The organism is Nocardioides proteolyticus (genome assembly GCF_051280635.3).
Taxonomy (GTDB): domain Bacteria; phylum Actinomycetota; class Actinomycetes; order Propionibacteriales; family Nocardioidaceae; genus Nocardioides.
In genome coordinates, this window is the sequence record NZ_JBNBPO030000007.1 from 72,199 (window position 1) to 95,120 (window position 22,922).

General features: G+C 72.1%; 25 protein-coding genes. 20 read left to right on the forward strand and 5 right to left on the reverse strand.

Going from position 1 to position 22,922, the window contains the following annotated elements; genetic code table 11:
• Window positions 1–16: 16 nt before the first annotated feature.
• From ACPOLA_RS06005 to ACPOLA_RS06070, 14 genes are all read left to right on the forward strand, one after another.
• On the forward strand, window positions 17–901 hold the full coding sequence (locus ACPOLA_RS06005) for a helix-turn-helix domain-containing GNAT family N-acetyltransferase (RefSeq protein ID WP_435769494.1): 885 nt from the start codon (window positions 17–19) through the stop codon (window positions 899–901).
• A 65-nt stretch (window positions 902–966) separates the two neighbouring features.
• On the forward strand, window positions 967–1,353 hold the full coding sequence (locus tag ACPOLA_RS06010) for a metalloregulator ArsR/SmtB family transcription factor (protein WP_435769495.1): 387 nt from the start codon (window positions 967–969) through the stop codon (window positions 1,351–1,353).
• Entirely contained in the window at window positions 1,350–2,465 is a 1,116-nt protein-coding gene (gene arsB, locus ACPOLA_RS06015) for an ACR3 family arsenite efflux transporter (protein ID WP_435769496.1), read from the forward strand. Before ACPOLA_RS06010 ends, arsB begins: the two co-directional genes overlap by 4 nt.
• Entirely contained in the window at window positions 2,462–2,953 is a 492-nt protein-coding gene (locus tag ACPOLA_RS06020; protein ID WP_435769497.1) for an arsenate-mycothiol transferase ArsC, read from the forward strand. Before arsB ends, ACPOLA_RS06020 begins: the two co-directional genes overlap by 4 nt.
• Before the next feature lie 48 nt (window positions 2,954–3,001).
• The gene (locus ACPOLA_RS06025; RefSeq protein ID WP_435769498.1) at window positions 3,002–3,883 is read left to right on the forward strand and encodes a GTP-binding protein LepA; all 882 of its coding nucleotides are present in this window, start codon (window positions 3,002–3,004) and stop codon (window positions 3,881–3,883) included.
• Window positions 3,884–3,961: 78 nt separating this feature from the next.
• Window positions 3,962–4,369: a four-helix bundle copper-binding protein gene (locus ACPOLA_RS06030; protein WP_435769499.1), complete on the forward strand. Its 408-nt coding sequence runs from the start codon at window positions 3,962–3,964 to the stop codon at window positions 4,367–4,369.
• 168 nt (window positions 4,370–4,537) lie between these two features.
• The gene (locus tag ACPOLA_RS06035; RefSeq protein WP_435769500.1) at window positions 4,538–7,000 is read left to right on the forward strand and encodes a molybdopterin oxidoreductase family protein; all 2,463 of its coding nucleotides are present in this window, start codon (window positions 4,538–4,540) and stop codon (window positions 6,998–7,000) included.
• Complete coding sequence (locus ACPOLA_RS06040) at window positions 6,997–7,518, forward strand: hypothetical protein (RefSeq protein ID WP_435769501.1); 522 nt, start codon at window positions 6,997–6,999, stop codon at window positions 7,516–7,518. The genes ACPOLA_RS06035 and ACPOLA_RS06040 overlap by 4 nt, the downstream gene beginning before the upstream one ends.
• Before the next feature lie 91 nt (window positions 7,519–7,609).
• Window positions 7,610–8,125: a MarR family winged helix-turn-helix transcriptional regulator gene (locus tag ACPOLA_RS06045; protein WP_435769502.1), complete on the forward strand. Its 516-nt coding sequence runs from the start codon at window positions 7,610–7,612 to the stop codon at window positions 8,123–8,125.
• Window positions 8,113–8,610 carry a hypothetical protein gene (locus tag ACPOLA_RS06050; RefSeq protein WP_435769503.1) on the forward strand — a complete coding sequence of 166 codons (498 nt, stop codon included), beginning with the start codon at window positions 8,113–8,115 and terminating at the stop codon, window positions 8,608–8,610. Before ACPOLA_RS06045 ends, ACPOLA_RS06050 begins: the two co-directional genes overlap by 13 nt.
• On the forward strand, window positions 8,607–9,842 hold the full coding sequence (locus ACPOLA_RS06055; RefSeq protein ID WP_435769504.1) for an NRAMP family divalent metal transporter: 1,236 nt from the start codon (window positions 8,607–8,609) through the stop codon (window positions 9,840–9,842). The genes ACPOLA_RS06050 and ACPOLA_RS06055 overlap by 4 nt, the downstream gene beginning before the upstream one ends.
• Window positions 9,843–9,871: 29 nt before the next feature.
• Window positions 9,872–10,270, forward strand: coding sequence for a hypothetical protein (locus ACPOLA_RS06060; RefSeq protein ID WP_435769505.1), 399 nt, complete (start codon window positions 9,872–9,874; stop codon window positions 10,268–10,270).
• Window positions 10,257–10,610 (forward strand): PRC-barrel domain-containing protein, encoded by a 354-nt coding sequence (locus ACPOLA_RS06065; RefSeq protein ID WP_435769506.1) that lies wholly within the window; start codon window positions 10,257–10,259, stop codon window positions 10,608–10,610. Before ACPOLA_RS06060 ends, ACPOLA_RS06065 begins: the two co-directional genes overlap by 14 nt.
• Before the next feature lie 227 nt (window positions 10,611–10,837).
• Entirely contained in the window at window positions 10,838–11,344 is a 507-nt protein-coding gene (locus ACPOLA_RS06070; RefSeq protein WP_435769507.1) for a DUF421 domain-containing protein, read from the forward strand.
• Between the two features lie 9 nt (window positions 11,345–11,353).
• Here ACPOLA_RS06070 and ACPOLA_RS06075 read toward each other — a convergent pair whose 3' ends face one another.
• On the reverse strand, window positions 11,354–12,508 hold the full coding sequence (locus ACPOLA_RS06075) for an AI-2E family transporter (RefSeq protein ID WP_435769508.1): 1,155 nt from the start codon (window positions 12,506–12,508) through the stop codon (window positions 11,354–11,356).
• Between the two features lie 121 nt (window positions 12,509–12,629).
• On the opposite strand from ACPOLA_RS06075, the gene ACPOLA_RS06080 reads away from it, so the two are divergent.
• The 3 genes from ACPOLA_RS06080 (at window position 12,630) to glgX (ending at window position 16,516) form a co-directional block, all read left to right on the forward strand.
• Entirely contained in the window at window positions 12,630–13,409 is a 780-nt protein-coding gene (locus ACPOLA_RS06080) for a sulfotransferase family protein (protein ID WP_435769509.1), read from the forward strand.
• Window positions 13,406–14,263: a glycosyltransferase family 2 protein gene (locus tag ACPOLA_RS06085; RefSeq protein WP_435769510.1), complete on the forward strand. Its 858-nt coding sequence runs from the start codon at window positions 13,406–13,408 to the stop codon at window positions 14,261–14,263. Before ACPOLA_RS06080 ends, ACPOLA_RS06085 begins: the two co-directional genes overlap by 4 nt.
• An 81-nt stretch (window positions 14,264–14,344) precedes the next feature.
• On the forward strand, window positions 14,345–16,516 hold the full coding sequence (gene glgX / locus ACPOLA_RS06090; RefSeq protein WP_435769565.1) for a glycogen debranching protein GlgX: 2,172 nt from the start codon (window positions 14,345–14,347) through the stop codon (window positions 16,514–16,516).
• A gap of 26 nt (window positions 16,517–16,542) precedes the next feature.
• Here the strand turns inward: glgX and ACPOLA_RS06095 are convergent, their stop codons facing one another.
• A complete protein-coding gene (locus ACPOLA_RS06095) occupies window positions 16,543–16,950 on the reverse strand; it encodes a hypothetical protein (RefSeq protein WP_435769511.1) in 408 nt (135 codons plus the stop codon).
• Entirely contained in the window at window positions 16,943–18,406 is a 1,464-nt protein-coding gene (locus tag ACPOLA_RS06100; protein ID WP_435769512.1) for a phosphatase PAP2 family protein, read from the reverse strand. The genes ACPOLA_RS06095 and ACPOLA_RS06100 overlap by 8 nt, the downstream gene beginning before the upstream one ends.
• A gap of 225 nt (window positions 18,407–18,631) precedes the next feature.
• On the opposite strand from ACPOLA_RS06100, the gene ACPOLA_RS06105 reads away from it, so the two are divergent.
• Window positions 18,632–19,276, forward strand: coding sequence for a DUF2238 domain-containing protein (locus ACPOLA_RS06105; RefSeq protein ID WP_435769513.1), 645 nt, complete (start codon window positions 18,632–18,634; stop codon window positions 19,274–19,276).
• On the opposite strand, the gene ACPOLA_RS06110 is transcribed toward ACPOLA_RS06105, so the two are convergent.
• Window positions 19,210–19,935, reverse strand: coding sequence for a winged helix-turn-helix domain-containing protein (locus ACPOLA_RS06110; protein WP_435769514.1), 726 nt, complete (start codon window positions 19,933–19,935; stop codon window positions 19,210–19,212). The two genes, ACPOLA_RS06105 and ACPOLA_RS06110, sit on opposite strands and share 67 nt — an antisense overlap.
• Window positions 19,936–20,080: 145 nt before the next feature.
• On the opposite strand from ACPOLA_RS06110, the gene ACPOLA_RS06115 reads away from it, so the two are divergent.
• Window positions 20,081–21,475: a HAMP domain-containing sensor histidine kinase gene (locus ACPOLA_RS06115; RefSeq protein WP_435769515.1), complete on the forward strand. Its 1,395-nt coding sequence runs from the start codon at window positions 20,081–20,083 to the stop codon at window positions 21,473–21,475.
• The gene (locus tag ACPOLA_RS06120) at window positions 21,469–22,086 is read left to right on the forward strand and encodes a GerMN domain-containing protein (protein WP_435769516.1); all 618 of its coding nucleotides are present in this window, start codon (window positions 21,469–21,471) and stop codon (window positions 22,084–22,086) included. Before ACPOLA_RS06115 ends, ACPOLA_RS06120 begins: the two co-directional genes overlap by 7 nt.
• Before the next feature lie 81 nt (window positions 22,087–22,167).
• Here ACPOLA_RS06120 and ACPOLA_RS06125 read toward each other — a convergent pair whose 3' ends face one another.
• A complete protein-coding gene (locus ACPOLA_RS06125) occupies window positions 22,168–22,743 on the reverse strand; it encodes a hypothetical protein (RefSeq protein WP_435769517.1) in 576 nt (191 codons plus the stop codon).
• Window positions 22,744–22,922: the final 179 nt, after the last annotated feature.

Here is a 22,922-nt window from a genome sequence, read left to right on the forward strand (position 1 = left end):
CAATAGACTGCCCGACATGCCTCCCGTGCCGACGAGTCAACAGCGCCAGCAGCTGCCCCTCCTGGAGGACGAGCGGCGGCCGACGATGCTCTCCAAGGCCGACGCCGAGCACTACGCCGAGTGGTTCGCGGTGCTGGCGGACCCCACGCGGGTGCGGCTGCTGCACCAGCTCTCGACGTCGAGCTCCGGCGCCCTGCGCATCGGCGACCTGGCCCGGAGCCTGGGGATCAGCCAGAGCACCTGCAGCCACCACGTCGACCTGCTGCGGAAGGTCGGCTTCGTGGTCGTCGACAAGGTCGGCACCTCGAGCATGGTCTCGGTCAACGCGGCCTGCTGCACCGGCCTGCCGCACGCGGCCGACGTGGTGATGGGCACCCTCTCCTCGCCGCCGTGCTGTCCCGAGGACCTGCCGGCCGATGTGGTCACGCGGCCCGTCGTCCCCGACGACATGCCTCAGGTGCTCGCCATCTACGAGGAGGGCCTGGCGACGCGCAACGCCACGTTCGAGACCGAGGTGCCCACGGCGGAGCAGATGCAGGCGAAGTGGCTGCCCGGGCTCGCGTGGGTGGCCGAGGTCGACGGGGAGATCGCCGGGTGGACGGCGGTGATGCCCACCTCGACCCGCGACTGCTACCGCGGCGTCGGCGAGACGTCGGTGTACGTCGCCGAGGCCGCTCGGGGACGCGGCGTCGGCAAGTCGCTGCTGTTCACCCAGGTCACCGAGGCCGACGCGGCGGGGATGTGGACGCTGCAGACGTCGATCTTCCCGGAGAACCGGGCGAGCCTCGCGCTGCACCACTCGGCCGGCTACCGCACGCTCGCGGTGCGCACCAGGATCGCCCAGCTCGACGGGGTCTGGCGCGACACCGTCCTCCTCGAGCGCCGCAGCCCCGCCTGCTGAGCGGCCGGCGGGGCACTCCCGGCCGTGGCTTGACCGCGGACTTCGATGGCTGTCAATATCGACGTATGTCGAAGTCTTCTCTCGCCACCCGCCAGCTGCCCCTTGCGGACGACCCGTTGGCGAGCTGCGTGCCACTGGCGAGGGAGCCGCTCAGCGTCGAGCGGGCGGCGGGCGTCGTACCCCTGCTCAAGGCGATCGCAGACCCCGCGCGGCTCCGGCTGCTGTCGCTCGTGCTGTCCCACGAGGGGGGTGAGGCCTGTGTGTGCGACCTGTCGCCGTCGTTCGACCTGTCGCAGCCGACCATCAGCCACCACCTGAAGATCCTCCACGAGAGCGGACTGCTGGACCGCGAGAAGCGGGGGAGCTGGGTGTTCTACAAGGCTCGGCCGGAGGCGATGGCGGCCCTCGCCTCCCTGTTCACCGTCGAGCTCGTCGAGGGAGTGCGGGCATGAGCGATCTCGTCCGCGAGGCCGCCACCGCCCCACCGGAGGAGCCGGTCCTCCGGCGGCTCTCCACCCTCGACCGGTTCCTGCCGGTCTGGATCGGCGTGGCCATGCTGGTCGGCCTGCTCCTCGGCCGTGGTGTCGACGGCCTCGACGACGCCCTCGCGGCCGTCGAGCTCGGGTCGGTCTCGCTGCCGATCGCGATCGGGCTCCTCGTGATGATGTACCCGGTGCTGGCCAAGGTCCGCTACGACGAGCTGGGCCACGTCACCGGCGACCGGCGGATGCTCGGCGCGTCGATCGCGCTCAACTGGGTCCTCGGCCCGGCGCTGATGTTCGCCCTGGCCTGGCTCATGCTGCCGGACCTCCCGGAGTACCGCACCGGCCTGATCATCGTCGGCCTGGCGCGCTGCATCGCGATGGTGCTCATCTGGAACGACCTGGCGTGCGGCGACCGCGAGGCGGCGGCGATCCTGGTCGCCCTCAACGCGGTGTTCCAGATCCTCGCCTTCGCCGTCCTCGGCTACTTCTACCTCGAGGTCCTCCCCGGCTGGCTCGGCCTCGACCAGGCGGCTCTGGACGTGTCGATGTGGGAGATCGCCAGATCCGTCCTGATCTTCCTCGGCATCCCTCTGGTCGCCGGCTACCTGACCCGCACCCTGGGGGAGCGGGCCCGGGGGCGCGAATGGTACGAGTCGACCGTCCTGCCGCGGATCGGGCCGGCCGCGCTGTACGGCCTTCTGTTCACGATCGTCCTGCTGTTCGCGCTGCAGGGCGACACGATCACCGACCGGCCGCTCGACGTCGCCCGGATCGCGCTGCCGCTGCTGGCCTACTTCGTGCTCATGTGGGGCGGCTCGATGCTGCTCACCCGGGCGATGGGCATGGACTACGAGCGCGCCACCGCCGTCTCGTTCACCGCCGCCGGCAACAACTTCGAGCTCGCGATCGCGGTCGCCATCGGCGTCTTCGGCGTCGCCTCGGGCCAGGCGCTGGCCGGAGCCGTGGGCCCGCTGATCGAGGTGCCCGTCCTGGTGGGCCTGGTCTACGTCAGCCTCTGGGCCCGCCGCTTCTTCCGGGAGACTCGCACGTCACCCTCGACGACAGGAGCACGACCATGACCACGAAGCCCCACGACAGCGAGCCCGAGGGCGCCGGTCCCGGCAGCCCGGACCAGGTCCCGCAGGTCGTGTTCGCCTGCGTGCGCAACGGTGGCCGATCCGTGATCGGCCGCGTGCTGACCGAGCACTACGCCGGCGACCGTGTGCGCGCCCTGTCCGCCGGCACCCAGCCCGGTGAGCACATCCACCCCGAGGTCGCCCAGGCCCTGGCGGCGCTGGGCCTCGACACCTCGGCGGAGCACCCGAAGCTGCTCACCCACGAGACCGTCGCGGCCAGCGACCTCGCCATCACACTCGGCTGCGGCGAGGAGTGCCCCTACGTGCCCGGTGTGAAGTACGTCGACTGGCCGGTCGCGGATCCCGGCGGACAGGACGAGGCCACGGTGCGGGGCATCATCGCCGACATCGACGCCCGGGTGCGGAGCATGCTCGCCGACCTCGTGCCTGACCTCGACCTGCCGCCGTCGGTGCTGGAGCAGCGCGCCTGAGAATGCACCGGCGCCCATCCGGCGGGACGGCCGCACCGAACCACCGGTGTGACCTCCGCGACGACCCACCACGGCTTCGCAGCGCGGCTGCGCGACCACGTCGACCGGCTCGAGCAGGAGCACCCACCGCTCGACAGCAACAGCGTCGACCTCACCGTCCGCGACGCGCGGGCGGTCCGTGAGAGGTACGGGCGGGTGCTCGACTACATGGCACGGGCGGAGCTCGAGGTCGAGCGCAACGTCCTCGAGCTCGACGTCCTGCTGCCCGACCCGCCCGAGCTGGACCGCCACTTCTACCGCGACGTGTGGGGCCCGCAGGAGCTGCAGCACGGCTTGATCCTGGACCGCCTCCAGGTCGAGCTCGGCCTGCAGCCGTCGGAGCCCAACATGTCGGACGTCCCCGTGAAGCTGCGGGTCCTCGGTGCCATCGCCCACCTCCCGGCCGTGCAGGACGTGGTCCGGATGCTCTACTACCTGACCGGCGCGACGACCGAGCGGTCGGCGCTGCTGGCCTACCACCACCTGCACGACGGGCTGCGCGAGATGGGCGAGACGGCGGTCGCGGAGACGGCCGTGGCGCCGATCCGCCGCCAGGAGCCCGGGCACTACGCCTACTACCAGCTGTCGGCACGCGACCTGTGGCGGACGATGTCGCCCTGGCAGCAGTGGCTCACCCGCCGGCTGCGCTCGGTCTCCTTCGCACCCGTCGGCGCCGACTCCACCGCCCAGCTGGCGCAGGTGGGGGAGATGATGCAGGCCTTCGACCTCGGCACACCGCAGCAGGTGGTCCGGTTCGCGGGCGCGGTGACCAGGCTGGAACGGGAGCTGCTGGCCGCCCAGGACGAGGGGCTCGGTGCGCCGTCGTACGTCGTGGAGTCGTTCCGACGATGCCTCTCGCTCGCCGAGGCCGGTCAGCGCGACGCCGCCTGACAAGCAGCGGGGCGTGTGCCGGCAGGGCCAGCGGGTACGGCGACAGGGAACGGGCCTGCTGACGGAAGGAACTTGCTGATGACCGACACGATCACGAAGATGCTGAAGACCTACCCTGCCGAGATCAACAACGACCGTGAGCTCCTCGCGGCCTGTGTGGCGGCCTGCGTCGAGTGCGCACAGGCGTGCACCGCCTGTGCCGACGCCTGCTTGAGCGAGGAGATGGTCGCCGACCTGCGCAAGTGCATCAGGACCGACCTCGACTGCGCCGACATCTGCGAGACGACCGGCCGGGTCCTGTCGCGGCACACCGGCTACGACGCCAACATCACCCGCGCGATCCTCGAGGCCTGCGCCCAGGCGTGCAAGTCGTGCGCCGACGAGTGCGAGCAGCACGCCGACATGCACGAGCACTGCCGGATCTGCGCCGAGGCCTGCCGCCGGTGCGAGGAGGCGTGCAACCGGGTGCTCGCTGCGCTCGGCTGAGGACCGGCGCGCCGGCCTCGACCGGCTCCGGGTGGTGCGCAATAGAACGTGCGCCACCGGAATCGTTGCGCTGGCGCATACAAATCGGTGCACGTGGTACCGCCGGACCAAGGGACGGTGCCATCCGACCGGCGGCACCTCCGTGGAGCGGCACGAAGGAGCGTGGGCATGGGAGACGTCGACCGGGTGGCCGAGCCATGGGGCACCCGCACCCCCTACACCGCCGGCGAGCCGTGGCCCGTCCGCGTCGACACCCACCTGCATGAGGACGTCGCGGTGGAGGACGTGGACCGGTGGGTCCAGTCCGCCTCGATCCTGCACTCCAACGGCGACGGCCTCGACATCGCGGTGAAGGACGACCGGATCGTGGGGGTCCGGGGCAGGGCCGCGGACCGGGTCAACCACGGCCGGCTCGGCCCCAAGGACCTCTACGGCTGGCAGGCGAACAGCTCGCCGGACCGGCTCACCAGGCCGCTGATCCGCCGTGACGGCGAGCTGGTGGAGACCGACTGGGACACCGCGATGGACGCCGTCGCGGGCCGGACGACGGAGCTCCTCGCCGAGCGCGGACCCAGCTCGATCGCCTTCTACACCACGGGCCAGCTGTTCCTCGAGGAGTACTACACGCTCGGCCTCCTCGCGCACGGCGGCATCGGCACCAACCACGTCGACGGCAACACCCGCCTCTGCACGGCCACGGCGGCCGCCGCGCTCAAGGAGTCGTTCGCCTGCGACGGCCAGCCCGGCTCCTACACCGACATCGACCACGCCGACGTCATCTGCCTCTACGGCCACAACATGGCCGAGACCCAGACCGTGCTGTGGTCGCGGATCCTCGACCGGCTCGCCGGACCCCAGCCTCCGAAGGTGATCTGTGTCGACCCGAGGCAGACCCCGGTCGCCGACGCCGCCACCGTGCACCTGGCACCACGGCCGGGCACCAACGTGATGCTCATGAACGCCCTGCTGCACGAGATCCTGAGCAACGACTGGGTCGATCACGAGTACGTCGACGCGCACGCCGTCGGCTTCGACGAGCTGCAGAAGATGCTCGACGGCTACTCCGTCGAGCGGGCCGCGGAGGTCTGCGGCGTGCCGGCGGAGGACCTGCGCACGGCGGCGCGGCTCATCGGCACCGCGGAGCGGCTGATGTCGACGGTGCTGCAGGGCTTCTACCAGTCGCACCAGGCGACGGCGGCCGCCGTACAGGTCAACAACGTGCACATCGTCCGGGGCATGCTCGGCAAGCCGGGCTGTGGCATCCTCCAGATGAACGGCCAGCCGACCGCGCAGAACACCCGCGAGTGCGGAGCCGACGGCGACCTTCCCGCGTTCCGCAACTGGTCCAACGACGCCCACATCGAGGACCTCGCCCGGGTCTGGAATATCGACCCGATGCAGATCCCGCACTACACCTCGCCGACGCACCTGATGCAGATGATGCGCTACGTGGAGGACGGCTCGATCCGGTTCCTCTACGTGACGGCCACCAACCCCGCGGTGTCGCTCCCCGAGCTGCAACGGATCCGCAGCCTGCTGTCCCAGGAGCGGCTGTTCCTCGTGGTGCAGGACATCTTCCTCTCCGAGACCGCTCAGCTCGCCGACGTGGTGCTGCCCGCGGCGACGTGGGGCGAGAAGACGGGCACCTTCACCAACGTGGACCGGACGGTGCACCTCTCCGAGAAGGCGGTGGATCCGCCGGGGGAGGCCCGGAGCGACCTGGACATCCTCCTGGACTACGCCCGTCGCCTCGACCTGCGCGACAAGGACGGCGCTCCGCTGGTGAAGTGGTCCACCCCCGAGGAGGCGTTCGAGGGCTGGAAGGAGTGCACCCGCGGGCGGCCGTGCGACTACACCGGCATCACCTACGACAAGCTCCGCGGCGGCAGCGGCATCCAGTGGCCCTGCAACGACGAGCATCCCGACGGCGCGGAGCGGATCTACGTCGACGGCGAGTTCTGGGCCGACCCCGGCTACTGCGAGAGCTACGGACGCGACCTGGTGACCGGGGCGCCTGTCGAGCCGACCGAGTACAAGGCGCTCAACCCCGACGGCAAGGCGGTGATCAAGGCCGCCGAGTACCTCCCGCCGCACGAGATGCCGTCGGAGGACTATCCCTTCCAGCTGATCACCGGTCGGACGCTCTACCACTTCCACACCCGCACCAAGACCGGCCGCGCGCCGCAGCTCCAGGGCGCGGCGCCCGAGGTCTGGGTCGAGGCGTCGGCGGCCGACGCCGCAGAGCAGGGATGGGCCGAGGGCGACCTGATCCAGGTGACCACCCCGCGCGGCGAGGTCACCGCGCGCCTTCGCGTCAGCGGCATCCGGGAGGGCGTCCTGTTCCTGCCCTTCCACTACGGCTACTGGGACACCGACCACGGGGCGGAGCCGGATGGACACCGTCGAGCGGCCAACGAGCTCACCCTGACCGACTGGGACCCGGCGTCGAAGCAGCCGATCTACAAGACGGCGGCAGCGGCCGCCAGCCGCGTCGAGACGTCGTCCGGTACGCCGTCGGCGGCGCCGACCACGACCGCCTCCCGGCCGGTGGCGGGCGCCGTACCCCCGACGGTCGGTGGACCACCGGCCATGGCCAGCGAGGACTTCGAGACGACGGGAGCGGGCCGATGAGCATCACCGCCACCCTGCGCTCGCTGCACGGCAACAAGGTCGGTGCGGCGATCGAGGAGCTGCACCGGTCGGAGAACGACCTCGCCGGCGCGCTGCTGAACCTCTCCGACCAGCAGAAGGTCGACCACGAGGTCTTCTACGTGGCCAGGGACATCGCCCGCTGGTCCCAGGAGCACGTGCGCCGGCTCGCCGAGATCGGCACGGACTACGGGCTGCAGCTCGATCCCGAGCCGGAGGACGAGGCCACGCTGTTGGCACGCGTCAAGCAGAAGGGAGCCGAGCTCGCCGGGCGGTTCCACGAGCCGACGCTGCTGCTGCTCGCCGACCTTCGCCACATCCACCGGATGGCGGCGGGCGTCTCGCTGGACTGGGAGGTCCTGGCGCAGACCGCCCAGGCGATGAAGGACCGGGAGCTCCTGGCCGTCACGCAGAGCTGCCACCCCGAGACCCTGCGCCAGATGCGGTGGGCCAACGCCAAGGTGAAGGAAGCCTCGGCCCAGGTCATGGTCACCGGCTGACGGGCGGCGGGATGAACAGCTCCGTCTCCGCGGCCTCCGGCGGCCACCACACCCACCCCGGCGTCCGGCGCCAGCTCTGAGGGGAGCGGAGATGGACGAGGAAGCGGTCCAGCGGACCGACGCCGAGCGCCGGGACCGGGCGACCGATGCCGTGCTGGCCGTCTCGCGGACCATGACCGCGATCGTCGCCCGTACCCTCAGCGACCTGGAGGACGACATCACCGTCCCCCAGCTGCGGGTGCTGGTGCTGCTGAGCTCGCGCGGGCCGCTGAACCTGAGCGCGGTCGCGGAGCAGCTCGGCGTCAACCCGTCGAACGCGAGCCGGACCTGCGAGCGCCTCGTCCTGGGCGGCAGGATCCGGCGGGGGGAGGACGCCGGCGACCGCCGGAACGTGGTGCTCTCCCTGACCGCGGAGGGGGAGCGGCTGGTCGACGGCCTGATGCTCGCCCGGCGCCGGATCATCGACGACCTCGTGCGGCGGATGAGTGCCGACGAACAGGACCTCCTGGAGCGGGGGCTCGTCGCCTTCTCGCGGGCGGTGTCGGCCGCGCCGGTGGAGGACACGACGGGCCTCGCGGACGAGCGGATCATCCCGTGGCTGCTGTGAGGTCGCGGGGGACCGGTGTGCCGCGTTGGATCAGCACGCGGCTCGCTGCGGCCTGGGTCGTGGTGCTCGTCGCTGCGGCCTGCCTGTGGTGGGGGATCCATCCGCCGCGCACCGAGGAGGCCTACCGATCGGAGTCGGCCGGCACGGTGGAGCTGCTCCGCTCGCACGTCGGTACGGCGGACCTCTGGCTGCGCTCCTTCGGCGACGGCCGGGTGACCGCGCCGGCGGCGTCGGTGGCGCTGCGCGAGGCCGAGACGGACGCCGACCACGCGGCCAGCGCCTACGCCTCCTACCAGCCGCCGAGTGCGCAGGCACGCGAGCTCCGCGTCCGGGTCACCGCCCTGGCTGACCGCGTCGTCACCGAGCTCGGCACGATCCGCGTCGCCGCCGAGGCCGGTCGGTGGCGGGACGCCGTGGCCGCCCGCACGACCCTGCGGAGTCTCCTGAAGGAGCTCCGGTCGCTGCACCGGGAGCTGGCGCCGTGAACCCCAAGATGCTGCTCAGCTTCACGCTCGGCACGCTGTCGGCGATCGGCGGCTTCATCGACATCGGCGACCTCGTCACCGACGCCCAGGTCGGCGCGCGCTTCGGCCTCCGGCTGGCCTGGGTGACCGGGGTGGCGGTGGTCGGGATCGCGTGCTTCTCGGAGATGGCCGGCCGGGTCGCGATCGCCACCCGTAGTCCGGCGTTCTCCGCGATGCGCTCCCGCCTGGGGCCGCGCTACGCCCTCGGCGGTCTCGCCGGCTCGCTCGGGGTCACCGTGCTGCTGGTGATGGCGGAGCTCTCCGGCGTCGGGCTCGCCCTCCAGATCGCCACGAGCGTGCACTACCTGGCGTGGGTGCCGGTGGCCGCCGTGCTGGTCGCGGTGCTGGTGTGGACCATCTCCTTCGAGCACATGGAGCAGGCCTACGGCCTGCTCGGCCTGGCGATGCTCGTCTACGTGGTGGCGGTGTGGCAGCTCGGGCCCGACTGGGTCCAGCTCGCGCAGTCGGCGACCACCCTGATGCCGACGCCGGGGGAGACGTGGGCGGTCTACGCCTTCTACGCCGTCGCGCTCGTCGGCGCCCAGATGACGCCGTACGAGATGTACTTCTTCTCCTCCGGGGCCATCGAGAGCCGGTGGACGCGCAAGAACCTGACCGAGATGCGGGTCAACGTGCTGGTGGGATTCCCCCTCGGCGGCCTGCTCGCGATCGCCATCCAGGCTGTCGCCTACCTGGTCTTCTACGAGGCGGGCATCCAGGTCGAGCACCTGAGCCAGACCGTGCTCCCGGTCGCCGTCGCCCTCGGCAAGGTCGGCCTGGTGATCGCCATCGTGGGTGTCTTCGCGGCGACGTTCGGCGCGACGCTGGAGACGCTCTTCGCCACCGGCTACGACATCGCGCAGTACTTCGGCTGGTCCTACGGGGAGGTCCAGCCGCCGGTCAAGGCGGCCCGGTTCACGGTCGTGATGATGCTGATCCTGCTCGCCGCGACCGCGTTCGCGCTGACCGCGGTCAACCCGATCACGGTGACCATCTTCGCGGTCGTGTGCAGCGCCGCCCTGCTGCCGTTCGCCTTCCTGCCGGTGCTCCTGGTCGCCAACGACCGCGAGCTGATGGGCGACCTGGTGAACGGACGGCTCTCCAACGTGCTGGGCACCGCCACACTGGTGTTCAGCTCGGTGATCGCGGTCATCGCGATCCCACTCCTCGTGTGGACCAGGGCAGGAGGGTGATCATGACGGGCATGGCAGGCACGGCAGGCATGGCTGACCAGAATGGCCGCAAGGTGGTGAGCCTGCGGCTGGACCTGCTCGACAAGCAGGTCGTCGACGCCGAGGACGAGCCCGTGGGGAGGATCGACGACCTGGAGCTGGCGCCGGGGGACGGTGGCGCCGGGCTGGCGGTCGCGGCGCTGCTGGTCGGACAGAGCCACCTGGGCGCCAGGATGGGCGGTGTCAGCGGCCGCCTGCTCACCGCTCTCACGCAGCGGTTGACCCACGACTCCGACGCAGGCCGCCTCGGCGTCGCGGAGGTCCGCACCTGGACCGAGATGCCGAGGCTGCGGCGGAAGCTGGACGAGCTGCCCGCGGCCGGGCTCGAGACGTGGATGAGGGCGAACGTCGTACGTCGTCTGCCGGGAGCCGACGATGAGGGCAAGTGAGCTGCTGGGCCGTGCGGTCGTCGACGGCCGTGGGGAGGAGCTCGGGCTCGTGCACGACGTGCGGGTCGCAGTGCCGGACGGCGACCTCCCGGCGCGCCACCCCGATGCGCCCCCACCACCGCACGAGGTGCCGATCGTGGTCAGCCTGGTGGTGGGGCCCGGCACGAGGCGGTGCCGGCTGGCGTTCGCCTGGGGGTACGGCCAGGATCGGACGCGCGGTCCGCTGCTCTTCGCCGCCGTGCTGGGTGGCGCGTGGCGCGCGGCGTGCGAGGTGCCGGTCGACGACGTCGTCGCGTGGGACGACGGCGGGCGGATCCAGGTGCGGGAGCGCGGTCGATGACGCCGGGCGAGGCCGTGGTGCTCGGGTGGACGATCCTCGCGGTCGCCTGTCTGGTGCTGCTTCACATGGCGGCGCGGAGCAGCGCCCGGGGGAGTGACGCCGGGTCGGGAGGCACGGACGGGGCCGGCCGCCGCGAGGGTGGCGACGGAGACCGGCGCGAGGCCTCCGCTGGGACGGACGCGTAGCGGCACCGTGGGAAGGCGGCTTCTCGGGGTACTGCCACGAGCATGTGGTTCGACTCCTGGTCCGATGTCCTCCGCATCCTCGTGGTCGGCTGCGCCGCCTACGCCTGGTTGGTGGTGCTGCTGCGCATCACCGGCAAGCGCACGCTCGCGAAGCTCAACGCCTTCGACTTCGTGGTCACCGTCGCCCTCGGGTCCACGCTGTCCTCGATCCTTCTCGACAGCCGGGTGGCCTGGCTGGAGGGTGCGGTGGCGCTGGCGACCCTCGTGCTCCTGCAGCTGGTGGTCGCCCTGGTCACCTCGCGCGTGGGTGCCGCCCGACGTGCTGTGACCGCCGGCCCGTCCGTGCTGCTGTGGGACGGTCGCCCCCGGCCCGACGCCCTCACCAAGCACAGGGTCGGCCTGGAGGCGCTGCGCCAGGCGGTGCGGTCGACCGGGAGCGGCGACCTCGGCGACGTCGCCGCCGTGGTGCTCGAGACCGACGGGACGCTGAGCGTCATCCCCCGGTCCCGCAGCGGCAACCTGTCCGCCCTGGAGGACGTGCCCCGCTGAGGGTTGGGGTCAGCCGGGGTCGCCGTCGTCGCCGTCGTCGCGGTCGTCGACCGACGCGGGGTCGGCCAGGGCCGACAGGTACCGGAGGACCACGGCGCCCGTCGCGGCGACCGGCACGGCGAGGAACGCACCGGCCACGCCGAAGAGCACCGAGCCGACGGTCACCGCCAGCACCACCACTCCTGCGTGCAGGTCCATGGCGCGGGACTGCAGCCACGGCTGCAGGAGGTTCCCCTCCACCTGCTGGACCACGATGATGGCGACCAGCACGATGAGCGCGCCCTGCACGCCCACGGAGACCAGGGCGATGAGGACGGCGAGGCCACCCACCACGAAGGCGCCGGCGATCGGGACGAAGCCGCCGATGAACGTGAGCACGGCGAGCGGGATCGCCAGCGGGACCCCCACCACGACGAGCACGATCCCGATCAGGACGGCGTCGACGAGGCTCACCACGGCCTGGGTTCGGACGAAGCCGCCGACCGTGCGCCAGATCCGGTCGAGCACCTTATCCACGTGCGGGCCCGCCTTGCTGCCGACGGTCCTGGCCACCCAGGGCCGGAAGCGCTCGCCGTCCTTGAGGTAGAGGAAGGTGAGCACGAGGGTCAGCACCAGGGTCAGCAGCCCCGACGAGACGGCGTTGACCCCGACCAGCACGCCGCTGGCGATGGAGCCCGCGCTGTCGCGCAGCCGGTCCTGGAGCTGGTCGACGGCGTCGTCCACCTGCTCCTGGGAGATCAGCCCACGCTCCTCCGCCCAGGTCTGGAGCTGCCGGACCCCCTCACCCGCGTCGGAGACGATCTCGTCCCACTGTCCGGCCACCGAGGGGGCGAGGGCCGCGACGGCGCCCACCAGGAGTCCGCACGCGCCGAGCAGGGTGAGGAGGGCGGCGATCGCCGACGGGAGCTTGGCGCGCCGGGCGAGGAGCTGGTGCACGGGCTGGAGGACGGAGGCCACGATGACCGCCAGGAACGCGGGAAGGACCACCACCCACAGGACCCCGATCAACCAGCCGACCAGGGCGGCGGCCAACGCGATCCCGACCCAGCGCCACGACCAGGCGCCGAGCCACCGCAGCCCGGTGGACAGGCGCTCGGCGCGGACCCGCCCGGGGCGGCCGGCGTCGTACGACGTGAGGGGCGGCGCACTCGGGGTGTCAGGCATGGTCGTCAGGTACCCGCTTCCCACCGCGTCACAAGGGAGGGCTCGCGGTGCCGGGTCGGTGCGGCTGGCTCGATCAGTTGCGTTCCCGCATACATCGCCGTCGTCGTGGTACCGCACGGACATGGGAGTTCGGGGACGCGCAGTCGAGGTCGCCGGCGCCCTGCCGACGGTGGTCGTGGTCGGTGCCATGAAGGGCGGCACCAGCGCGCTGCACGAGCACATCGACGAGCACCCCGACGTCGCGATGTCGAGACCCAAGGAGCTGAACTTCTTCAACGGCCCGACGCGGCCGCCGCACGACGACGCGGCCCGGTGGTGGCAGGACGGGCAGTGGCACCGCGGCGTGGGCTGGTACGCCGAGCAGTTCGACCCGACGGTGCCGGCGCGCGGCGAGTCGTCCCCCGGCTACACCTCGCCCAGCCACCCGGAGGTGGCCGAGCGGATGGCGGCCGTGCTGCCGGGGGTCCGCCTGGTCTACCTGGTCCGCGACCCGCTGGCTCGGGCGCTCTCCCAGTACGCACATCACCGGCGCGACGGCAGCGAGCCGCGGCCGCCGGGCCAGGCACTCCTCGACCCGGCCAGCCAGTACGTCGCCCGCAGCCGGTACGTCGAACGGCTCCGTCCGTTCCTCGACGTCTTCGGTCCCGAGCAGGTGCACATCGTGGTCCAGGAGCGCCTGCTCACGCGGCCCGGCCCGGAGATGGCGCGGGTGTTCGAGCATGTCGGCGTCGATCCGAGCGCCGTGCGGGCCGAGGCGTTCCGGAAGGTCGTCCACCGCGGCGACCCGGCGCCGCCGGTCGGCGCGGAGGTCCGCACGGCGTTCGCGAGGCAGGTGGCAGACGACGTCGAGGAGCTGCGCGACCTGCTCGGTGACCGACTCGAGGAGTGGAGGCTCCAGTGAGCGATGCAGGGGTCGAGACCGACGAGGTCACGATCGTGGTGATGACCCGCGACCGGTGGCCGGACCTGGAGAAGTCGCTGCCGCGGCACCGGGCGCCGGTGATCCTCGTCGACAACGGCTCCCGGGACGGCACGCCGGAGCGCGTCCGCGAACGGTTCCCGCACGTGACCGTGGTGGAGCTCGGCGACAACCGGGGCGCGGTCGCCCGCAACATCGGTGTGCAGCGCGCCCGGACGCCGTACGTCGCGTTCGCGGACGACGACTCCTGGTGGGCTCCCGGCTCGCTACGGAAGGCGGCGGAGCTCTTCGAGACGCACCCCCGGCTCGGGGTCGTCGCCGGGCGGATGCTCATCGGACCCGAGGAGCGCGAGGACGGCATCTGCGCCGAGATGGCCGAGTCGCCGCTGGGCCGGGACGAGGACCTGCCGGGGCCGTCGGTGCTGGGCTTCCTCGCCTGTGGCGCCGTCGTGCGCCGCGAGGCGTTCCTCGAAGCCGGCGGCTTCGACGACGTGGTGTTCTTCATGGGCGAGGAGGAGCGGCTGGCCCTCGACCTGGCGGCCGCCGGCTGGGGCCAGGCCTACGCCGAGGACGTCGTGGCGCACCACCACCCGTCTCCCGTGCGCGACTCGGTGGACCGGCGGGCACGGGCCGCGCGCAATCGCCTGCTCACCGCCCTGCTCCGCCGGCCCTGGCCGGTCGTCACCCGGACCGCGTACGCGCTGGCGACCGAGGGTCGCGGCGGGCAGAGGGGCATCGCCCGCGCCCTGCCGGCGGTGCCCCGCGCGCTGCGGGCGCGCAGGCCCCTGCCCGCGGCCATCGAGTCCTCACGTCGTCTCCTCGACGCGCCGGGGTGAGCCCGCTCGCACGGTGAACCGCCGGACTTCGGGTACTGAGCGGTCGGTCAGTGCAACGATCTGGAGAGGTGCCTTCGAGTGGTGGAGACATGGCCGGGAGCGGCCTACCCGTTGGGTGCGACGTTCGACGGGAGCGGCACCAACTTCGCGATCTACAGCGAGGTCGCCGAGCGGGTCGAGCTGTGCCTCGTCGACGTCGACGAGTCGGGGCGGCGCTCCGAGACCCGCGTCGACCTCGCGGAGGTGGACGGCTACGTGTGGCACGCCTACCTGCCCGAGGTGCAGCCCGGACAGCACTACGGCTACCGGGTCCACGGTCCGTGGGACCCCGCCCAGGGACTTCGGTGCAACCCCAACAAGCTCCTGCTCGACCCCTACGCCAAGGCGACCACCGGAGACATCGACTGGCACCAGTCGCTGTTCGGCTACGACTTCGACCACCCGGAGACCCGCAACGACGAGGACTCCCTGGACCGGATGATGCTGGGCGTGGTCATCCAGCCGTACTTCGACTGGGAGGGTGACCGGCCGCCGCGGACGCCGTACGCCGAGACGCTGATCTACGAGGCCCACGTCAAGGGCCTCACCGTGACCCACCCCGACGTCCCGGAGCCGCTTCGTGGGACGTACGCCGGGCTCGCACACCCGTCGGTGGTCGAGCACCTGCAGCGGCTGGGCGTGACGGCGATCGAGCTGATGCCCGTCCACCAGTTCGTGCACGACGACGTGCTGCTGCAGCGGGGGCTGCGCAACTACTGGGGCTACAACACGATCGGCTTCTTCGCCCCGCACGCCGACTACGCGGGCCCGGCGACCGGTGCGGGGCACCAGGTGCAGGAGTTCAAGGCGATGGTGAAGTCGCTCCACGACGCCGGCATCGAGGTCATCCTCGACGTGGTCTACAACCACACCGCCGAGGGCAACCACCTCGGCCCCACGCTCAGCTTCAAGGGGATCGACAACCCGTCGTACTACCGGCTGGTCGACGACGACCGGCAGTACTACATGGACTACACCGGCACCGGCAACTCCCTCAACGCCGGCAACCCCCACTCGCTGCAGCTGATCATGGACTCGCTGCGCTACTGGGTCACCGAGATGCACGTCGACGGCTTCCGGTTCGACCTCGCGTCCGCGCTCGCGCGGGAGTTCTACGACGTCGACCGCCTGGCCACCTTCTTCGAGCTCGTCCAGCAGGACCCGGTGGTCAGCCAGGTCAAGCTGATCGCCGAGCCCTGGGACGTCGGACCGGGCGGCTACCAGGTCGGCAACTTCCCGCCCCAGTGGACGGAGTGGAACGGCGCCTACCGCGACACCGTGCGCGACTTCTGGCAGAGCGGGGCCAACCTCGGCGAGTTCGCCAGCCGGCTCGCGGGCTCGGCCGACCTCTACGAGCACTCGGGCCGGCGACCGGTCGCGAGCATCAACTTCGTCACCGCCCACGACGGCTTCACGCTGCGCGACCTGGTCTCCTACGAGCAGAAGCACAACGAGGCCAACGGCGAGGACGGACGCGACGGCGCCGACGACAACCGCTCCTGGAACCACGGGGTCGAGGGGCCGACCGACCGCGCGGAGGTCAACGAGGCGCGGGCGCGCGACCAGCGCAACCTGCTCGCGACGCTGCTGCTGAGCCAGGGCGTGCCGATGATCCTGCACGGCGACGAGGTCGGCCGGACCCAGGAGGGCAACAACAACACCTACGCCCAGGACTCACCGATCAGCTGGGTGGACTGGGACCGGGTCGACCGGCCGCTGTTCGAGTTCGCCACCGAGCTCAGCCGGCTGCGCCGCGAGCACCCCTCACTGCGACGGCAGCGCTTCTTCACCGGCACGACGGTGCGGGTCGGGGAGGGCGAGCGGCTCAACGACATCGTCTGGCTGCATCCCGACGGTCGTCCGATGGACGACGGCGACTGGACCAGCGGCCTGCGGACGCTCGGCATGTACCTCAACGGCGACGGGATCGCCGGTCGGGACCGCTACGGGCAGCCGATCCGCGACGACCACTTCCTGATCCTGTTCAACGGTGGCGACCGTGCGGAGTTCACCGTGCCGGACGAGGAGTTCGCCGCGGGCTGGCAGGTCGTGGTCGACACCACCGGGGAGTGCGACCCGGAGAGCCGGCTCGAGCCGGGCACGACGTTCACCCTGCCGCATCGCAGCGTCGTGGTGCTCCAGCAGTGGCACGACCCCGAGCCGGAGGTCGACCTCACCCCGGCCGCGTCCGTTGCCGCGATGGCGGCCGAGTGAGATCCGCGTGAGGGTTCGCGGTCGGGTCATCGCCTCCTGAGGATCATGGTCACCACGACCGCGCACACGGCGGCGGCCGACAGCAGGTGGTGCCACAGCGCCGCCTCGGTGCCGGTGGGCAGCAACACCGCCGAGATGCCGAGCAGGAGCCCGGTGGCGAGGCTGATGCCGAGCGCCACGCTGCCTACCCTCACGAGGAACAGGTAGAGACCCGTGCAGAACAGCACGATCCCGGCCCCGGTCGCGCGGTTGGCCGCGTCATAGGCGTTCTCCAGCGGCGGGTATCCGATGATCATGTGGCCGACGATGAGCCATACCGCGAGAGCGAGAAGGGCTACGGCGAGGGCGGGCCTCCGGGCGGTCGAGCGGGTCGCCGCCGTGGCGTCGCCGGTCTCGGGCGTGCGGCGCCCATGCAGGGCCCCGTGGTCAGACATGGTCGTTCCTCCTTGGGGTCGTTGACGGTCGAGAGCTGGGCGGGCACTGGAGCGCGAGCCGTTCGCACGCGAGCAGCCACGCCGAGCCGAGCAGGAGCCCGGCGACGACGTCGGTCGGGTAGTGCGCGCCGACGTAGATGCTGCTGCTCGCGACAGCCAGCACGATGACGGCTGCGAGGACGAAGCCGATGCGGCCGGCTGTCGGCGACCAGCGCCGCGCGCAGAGCACCGCCGCGGCGCCGTACAGGGCGACGGCGGCGGCGACGTGCCCCGACGGCCAGCTGGCGGCGTCGGGAAGGCCGCTGGTCAGGTCCGGCACCTCGGGACGCTCGCGTCCGACAGTCCGGGAGACGACGTAGTAGAGCGCCGTCTCACCCAGCGTGGCGGCGAGCACGAACCACACGGCGTCCCAGCGCCGGGTCGCCGCGAAGGCCAGGCAGCACACCGTGATGCTCCCGGCGATCACCGCGGCCGCCGACGACGCCGAGCGCGCCGCGTCGGCGACGGCGGTCAGCGCGTCCGTGCGCCGCTCGACGAGCGCGTCGACCACTGCGCGGTCCCAACCGACGACCGCGCTGTCCGCGCCGGGACCGGCGAGCAGCTGGCCGAGCGCGACCAGTGCACCGGCGACCGTCACGGCTGCGAGGACGAGCGCGGCGACCCGGCGCCCGGCGTCGGACCGGTGGCGGCCCACCGTCTCGCCCGCCGTGCCTCCGGGTCGGTTCCGGGAGGTACGAGCGCCGGGCCAGGCGCCGAAGGCCACGACCATCGCGGCGAGCCAGGCCAGCCCGAGGGCCCACCCGGCCAGCACGTCGGAGAGGAAGTGCACCCCGAGCGCCAGCCTCGTGAACCCGATCAGGCCGACCAGGGCCAGCCAGCCGAGGCCCAGCAGCGCCCGGCCGCGGCGGCCCAGTGCCGGCGCCGTCAGCACCGCGATCGTGCCCCACAGCACCACCGCCGTCATCGCGTGGCCGCTGGGGAAGCTGTCGTTGACCGGGGTCTCGGTGACCGGGTTCTCGACGACGGGGCGGACGCGTCCGACGATCGCCTTCGACACCGGGATCAGCACGGCCAGCCCGATGGCGGTGGCGGCGACGAAGAGGGCTGGGCGAAGTCGTCGGCGGAGCGCCAGGAACAGCGTCGTGGCGGTGAAGACGAGGACCGAGACCCACGTCCCGGCGAGATCGGTCACCGTCTCCAGGAGCCGGATCGCGCGGTCGGAGTCGTGCACGGCCTCGTTGAGGTCCGCGACGACACTCTGGTCGAGCCGGACCACGCCCGAGTCCGAGTCACGGATCAGCAGCCACAGGACCAGCACCGGCAGCACCGCCATCACCACGGCGAGCCAGCCGGCGACCGACCGGGCACCGAACCGTCCAGCGGTGGCCAGCTGGTCCTCGACGCCGTCGCCGTCCGGCGACCGCCGCCGTTCCATGGCCGAGCTCTGCTTGCCCATGCCGTCGCGCTACCCGTGCCAGGCCGCCCGATGCGTGGACGGCGGTGTTCGCCACGCGACTGTCACCTGGCGGGCCTGGTTGCCCGCCGCGGAAGGGGCGCCCCTGGGCCGGAACATGACATTCCTGTTGCGATCCGCCGCGGCGAGCCTCGACGGGCGTCCCCGGGGTACAGCCGTCGTGACAGCTCCGGCACGACCGGGACGGCCCCGAGGAGGACGACGGGAATGACGACTGATCAAGAGGCTCGGTCCGCGGGCAGCACCAGCGGCCACTGGATGCTGGCCGTGGCGGCCGCCGTGACGCTCGCGAGCGCGGTGTGGCACCTGGTGATGGGAGAGGGGGAGCCGGGCGTCCGGTTCGTGCTCCTGACGGTGCTGCTGTTCGCGATCCGGCGTGCCGAGGTGCCGCCGACCTTCACCGCCGCCTTCGTCCTGCTCATGCTGCTGGCCACCTGGGCGTCCGTCCACCACTGGTACCGCGACATCGCCTGGGCCGACGAGGTCGTCCACGTGCTGACGCCCGGAAGCCTCGCTGCGACGGCGTACTTCGTGCTCGTCCACTTCGACCTGATGCCGGGGTGGGGCACCGGCACGCGGCGCCTCCGGTCCTGGAGCCCGGTGCTCTGGGTCGCCGTCGTGGGGGTGACGGCCGCGGTGCTGTGGGAGTTCTACGAGTGGGTCGTGGAGCAGATCAGTCCGCGGGGGATGATCGTCGGATACACCGACACGGTTCTCGACCTGGCGGCCGGCACCGTGGGATCCGTCGTCGCCGGCGTGCTGGTGCTGGCGTGGAGCCGGTCCGATCAGGCGGGAGTCACCTCGTCGGGGGACGCCTCATCCCGTGGGTCGGTCTCGGGCAGCAGCCGGTAGCCGAGGCCACGAACCGTCACGAGCACGGAGGGGTGGGCCGGATCGGGCTCGATCTTGGTGCGCAGCCGGCGCACGTGGACGTCGACGAGCCGCGAGTCGCCGAAGTAGTCGTATCCCCACACCCGCTCCAGCAGCTCCTCCCGGGTCAAGACGCGACCGGGATCGGCCGCGAGCTCGCAGAGCAGCTTGAACTCCGTGCGGGTGACCGGCACCGGTTGGCCGTCACGCTCGACGACGCCTCGCTGCGGCATGATCGCCACCGGTCCCACCACCACGGTCTCGGTGTCGCCCGAGCCGGAGGTGCGCCGCAGGAGGGCACGGATCCGGGCGGAGAGCTCCTTGCCGACGAACGGCTTTGTGATGTAGTCGTCCGCGCCCGCCTCGAGACCGGCGACCACGTCGTGACTGTCGGAGCGCGCCGTCACGATGATCACGGGCGCGTGGGACCGCTGCCTGATGTCGCGGCAGACGTCGAAGCCGTCGCGGTCCGGAAGCATCAGGTCGAGCAGGACGACGTCGACCGCTGCCTCGGCCAGTGCGAAGAGACCGTCGGCCGCGGTGCTCGCCTCCACCACCTCGAAGCCCTCGGCACGCAACGACAGTGCGACGGCCTGGCGGATGCGTTCGTCGTCCTCGATGAACAGCACGGTGCGCGGCATGCGAACAGTGTCCCGTAGCCACAGCCGTCCGGGTAGCCGAGGCCGGGGCCGGCGGACGGGAGTGCGCGGTGGCGGGCAGACTGGGACGGTGGCCGCGACCACGTCGAGCACCGAACCGGACGGCCCAGTCGGCAGGCTGGTCGGCATGCGAAGCCTGCGCGCCCGGACCACGATGGTGCTGGTCGCCGTCGCCCTCGTGGGCTCGATGGTCTCCGGCTTCGCGGTGTGGTTCTCGGTCAGCGGCTACCTGCTGACCCACCGCGAGCGTGCGGCCGTGACCCAGGCCGGAGAGAACGCGGCGCAGGTCGAGTCACGTGTCGACGCCGACGGGCTCTCCTCGAGCGAGCTGCTCGCCCGGCTGCCCGGCACGCTCGCCTCGACCTCGTTGCTGAGGAGCGACGCCGGCGAGTGGTTCTCCAGCGATCTCGCAGTCACCCGGTCCGCGATCCCCGCCGACATCGTCGAACAGGTCCGCCGAGGCCGGACAGTCGGGCAGCGCGTCGAGCTCGACGGTCGTCCGGTGCTCATCGTCGGCCAGCCGCTCCCCGGTGACAACGCCTACTTCGAGGTGTTCAGCCTCGAGGAGCTCGACCAGACCCTCCATGCCCTCGGACTGGTCCTCCTGGCGGGTGGCGTGCTGGTGCCGCTGCTGACCATCGCCGCCGGCTGGTGGGCGATGAGACCGGCCCTGCGCCCGCTGGACCGGGTCGCCGAGGCGGCCGCCGCGATGGCCGCCGGCGACCTCTCGGCACGGTTGGACCCCCGGTCGGATCCCGCGCTGTTGTCGATCGCCTCGTCCTTCAACGCGACCGCGGCAGCGCTCGAGCGGCGGGTGCGTCGGGACGCACAGTTCGCTGCGGACGTGAGCCACGAGCTGCGAAGTCCGCTCACCACGATGCTGACCACGGTCGCCCATCTGCAGGAGCACCGCTCGCTCCTGCCGTCAGACGGGCGGAAGGCCCTCGGCCTCCTGCAGCGCGAGGTCGACGCCTTCGGTCGCCTCGTCGAGGACCTGCTGGAGATCTCCAGGGCCGACGCCGGGAGCGCGGTCACCGACTCCGGTGAGATCGCGCTGGCCGAGCTGGTCCGGCAGGTCCTCGGCGACGAGCGCAGCGCAACGGTGACGGTCGCGCCCGAGGCGCAGGACACCGTGGTGCGCGGCGACAAGCGGAGGCTCGAACGCGTGCTCTCGAACCTCGTCGACAACGCGCAGCGCCACGGAGGCGGGCTGACCGGGGTGCTGGTCCACCGTGCGACCGGCGAGGACGGTCCGGTCGTGCGCCTGGTCGTCGAGGACCGCGGGCCGGGCCTCGCGCCGGACGACCTGCAGCGCGTGTTCGACCGGTTCGCCCGTGGACAGGGCAGCGAGCGGGGTCGCTCCGAGGGCGCCGGCCTCGGGCTGGCGATCGTGGCCAGGCACGTCGCCACCATGGGCGGCCGGGTGTCCGCCGGCAACCGCGCCGGCGGCGGGGCGCAGTTCGTCGTGGAGCTTCCCGCGGTCGAGCGCGGGTCGCGGGCCGTCGAGGAGGCACCGTGTTGAGCGTCCGAGGTCCGGTCACCGTCCCGATCAGCGTCCTGGTCGCCGTGCTGGCGACCGTGCTGCTCGGCGCCTGCGGGGTGCCGCTGCAGGACGAGCCGCACCCGGTGCCGACGCGATCGGCCGACCTCGAGCCGGAGACGGATGCCGGGGGCGCCGCCTACACCGCGCGAGTCTTCCTCGTGTCGGGCGACGCGCTGGCCCCCGTGGTGCGGGAGACCGACGACCGCTCGGTCAGGTCGGTGCTGGACCTCCTGGCGGCGGGTCCGACGCGCGAGGAGCGCGAGCAGGGCCTGAGCACGGCCCTGGGCGCGGGGCGGTTCGATGCCCGTCTGGCGCGGTCGCAACGGCCCGGAGGACCCGTGGTCGTCGTCGTCAGCGTGCCGTCCCAGTTCCTCGCGACCGGTGGCGACGAGCAGCTGCTCGCCGCCGCCCAGGTCGTCTGGACGGTAACCGCCTGGCGCGAGTCGGCCCGGGTGCGGATGGAGGCCGACGGGCGGCCGATCGAGCTGCCCACCGACCGCGGCCTCACCGGCAGGTCCGTGACCCGAGCCGACTACCGAAGCGTGGCGCCCGCGGACCCGGACGCCGATCAGGACGCAGAGCCGGGCTGAGGCCCCGGACCGGGTGCCGGGCGGTCCGAACGCCGATGAGCACCGTCGCCGGACCGCCCGGCTGCCTCGTCCGCCAGGTCGTCATTCGTCAGGCTGCTCCTCGAGCACCTCGATGCTGGTCGCGGCGATGGCCAGCTGGCCCTCGGCGTCCTCGAAGAACGCGTCCGGGTCGTCGAACAGGTCGTCCTCCGCCACGCCGAAGTCGTCCTCGAAGGAGTCGCGCTGGACCTTGTGGACGGTTCCGGTGATCTGGACGACGTCGTCCTGGTCCAGGCCCTCCGGAGGCGTGCTCGCGAGCACCGCCACCTCGGCGCCACTCTCACCGCCGATGCGGAAGGCGGTGCCGGAGTCGTTGGACGTGATCAGCTCCGAGATCTCGGCGCTGACCGTGACCTCCTTGCCGATGATCGCCTCGTCGCCCGCTCCGTCGGTGGTCCCGGAGTCGACTCCCATGTCCTCCTCGAGCCCGCCGACCCGGTCCTCCAGGGCGGAGAGCTCGTCCTGGACCTCCTGGAGGTCCTCGGTCGTCACTTCGCCCGACTCCGGACCGGCGGAGTCACCGCAGGCGGCAAGGCCGCCGAGCGAGAGCACCGCAGCTGCCGATACCCCGGCCAGCCGGATGCCCCGGCGTGCGCTGTTCGTCTTGGTCTGCGACATGTCGTTCTCCCTTCGTCTGGTCGGTGACGAGTCCGTCACCACCTGGGCGGTACTCGCCGTCGGCGCATGCAGGCGGTGCGGTGGTCGAACGTCATCAGGCTGTAAACAGCGCCGCCCAGGGCGGCCGTCGGAATCGCCACCGCGTACGGGGTGCACGGCGAGCGGTCGACGCCGGCCCA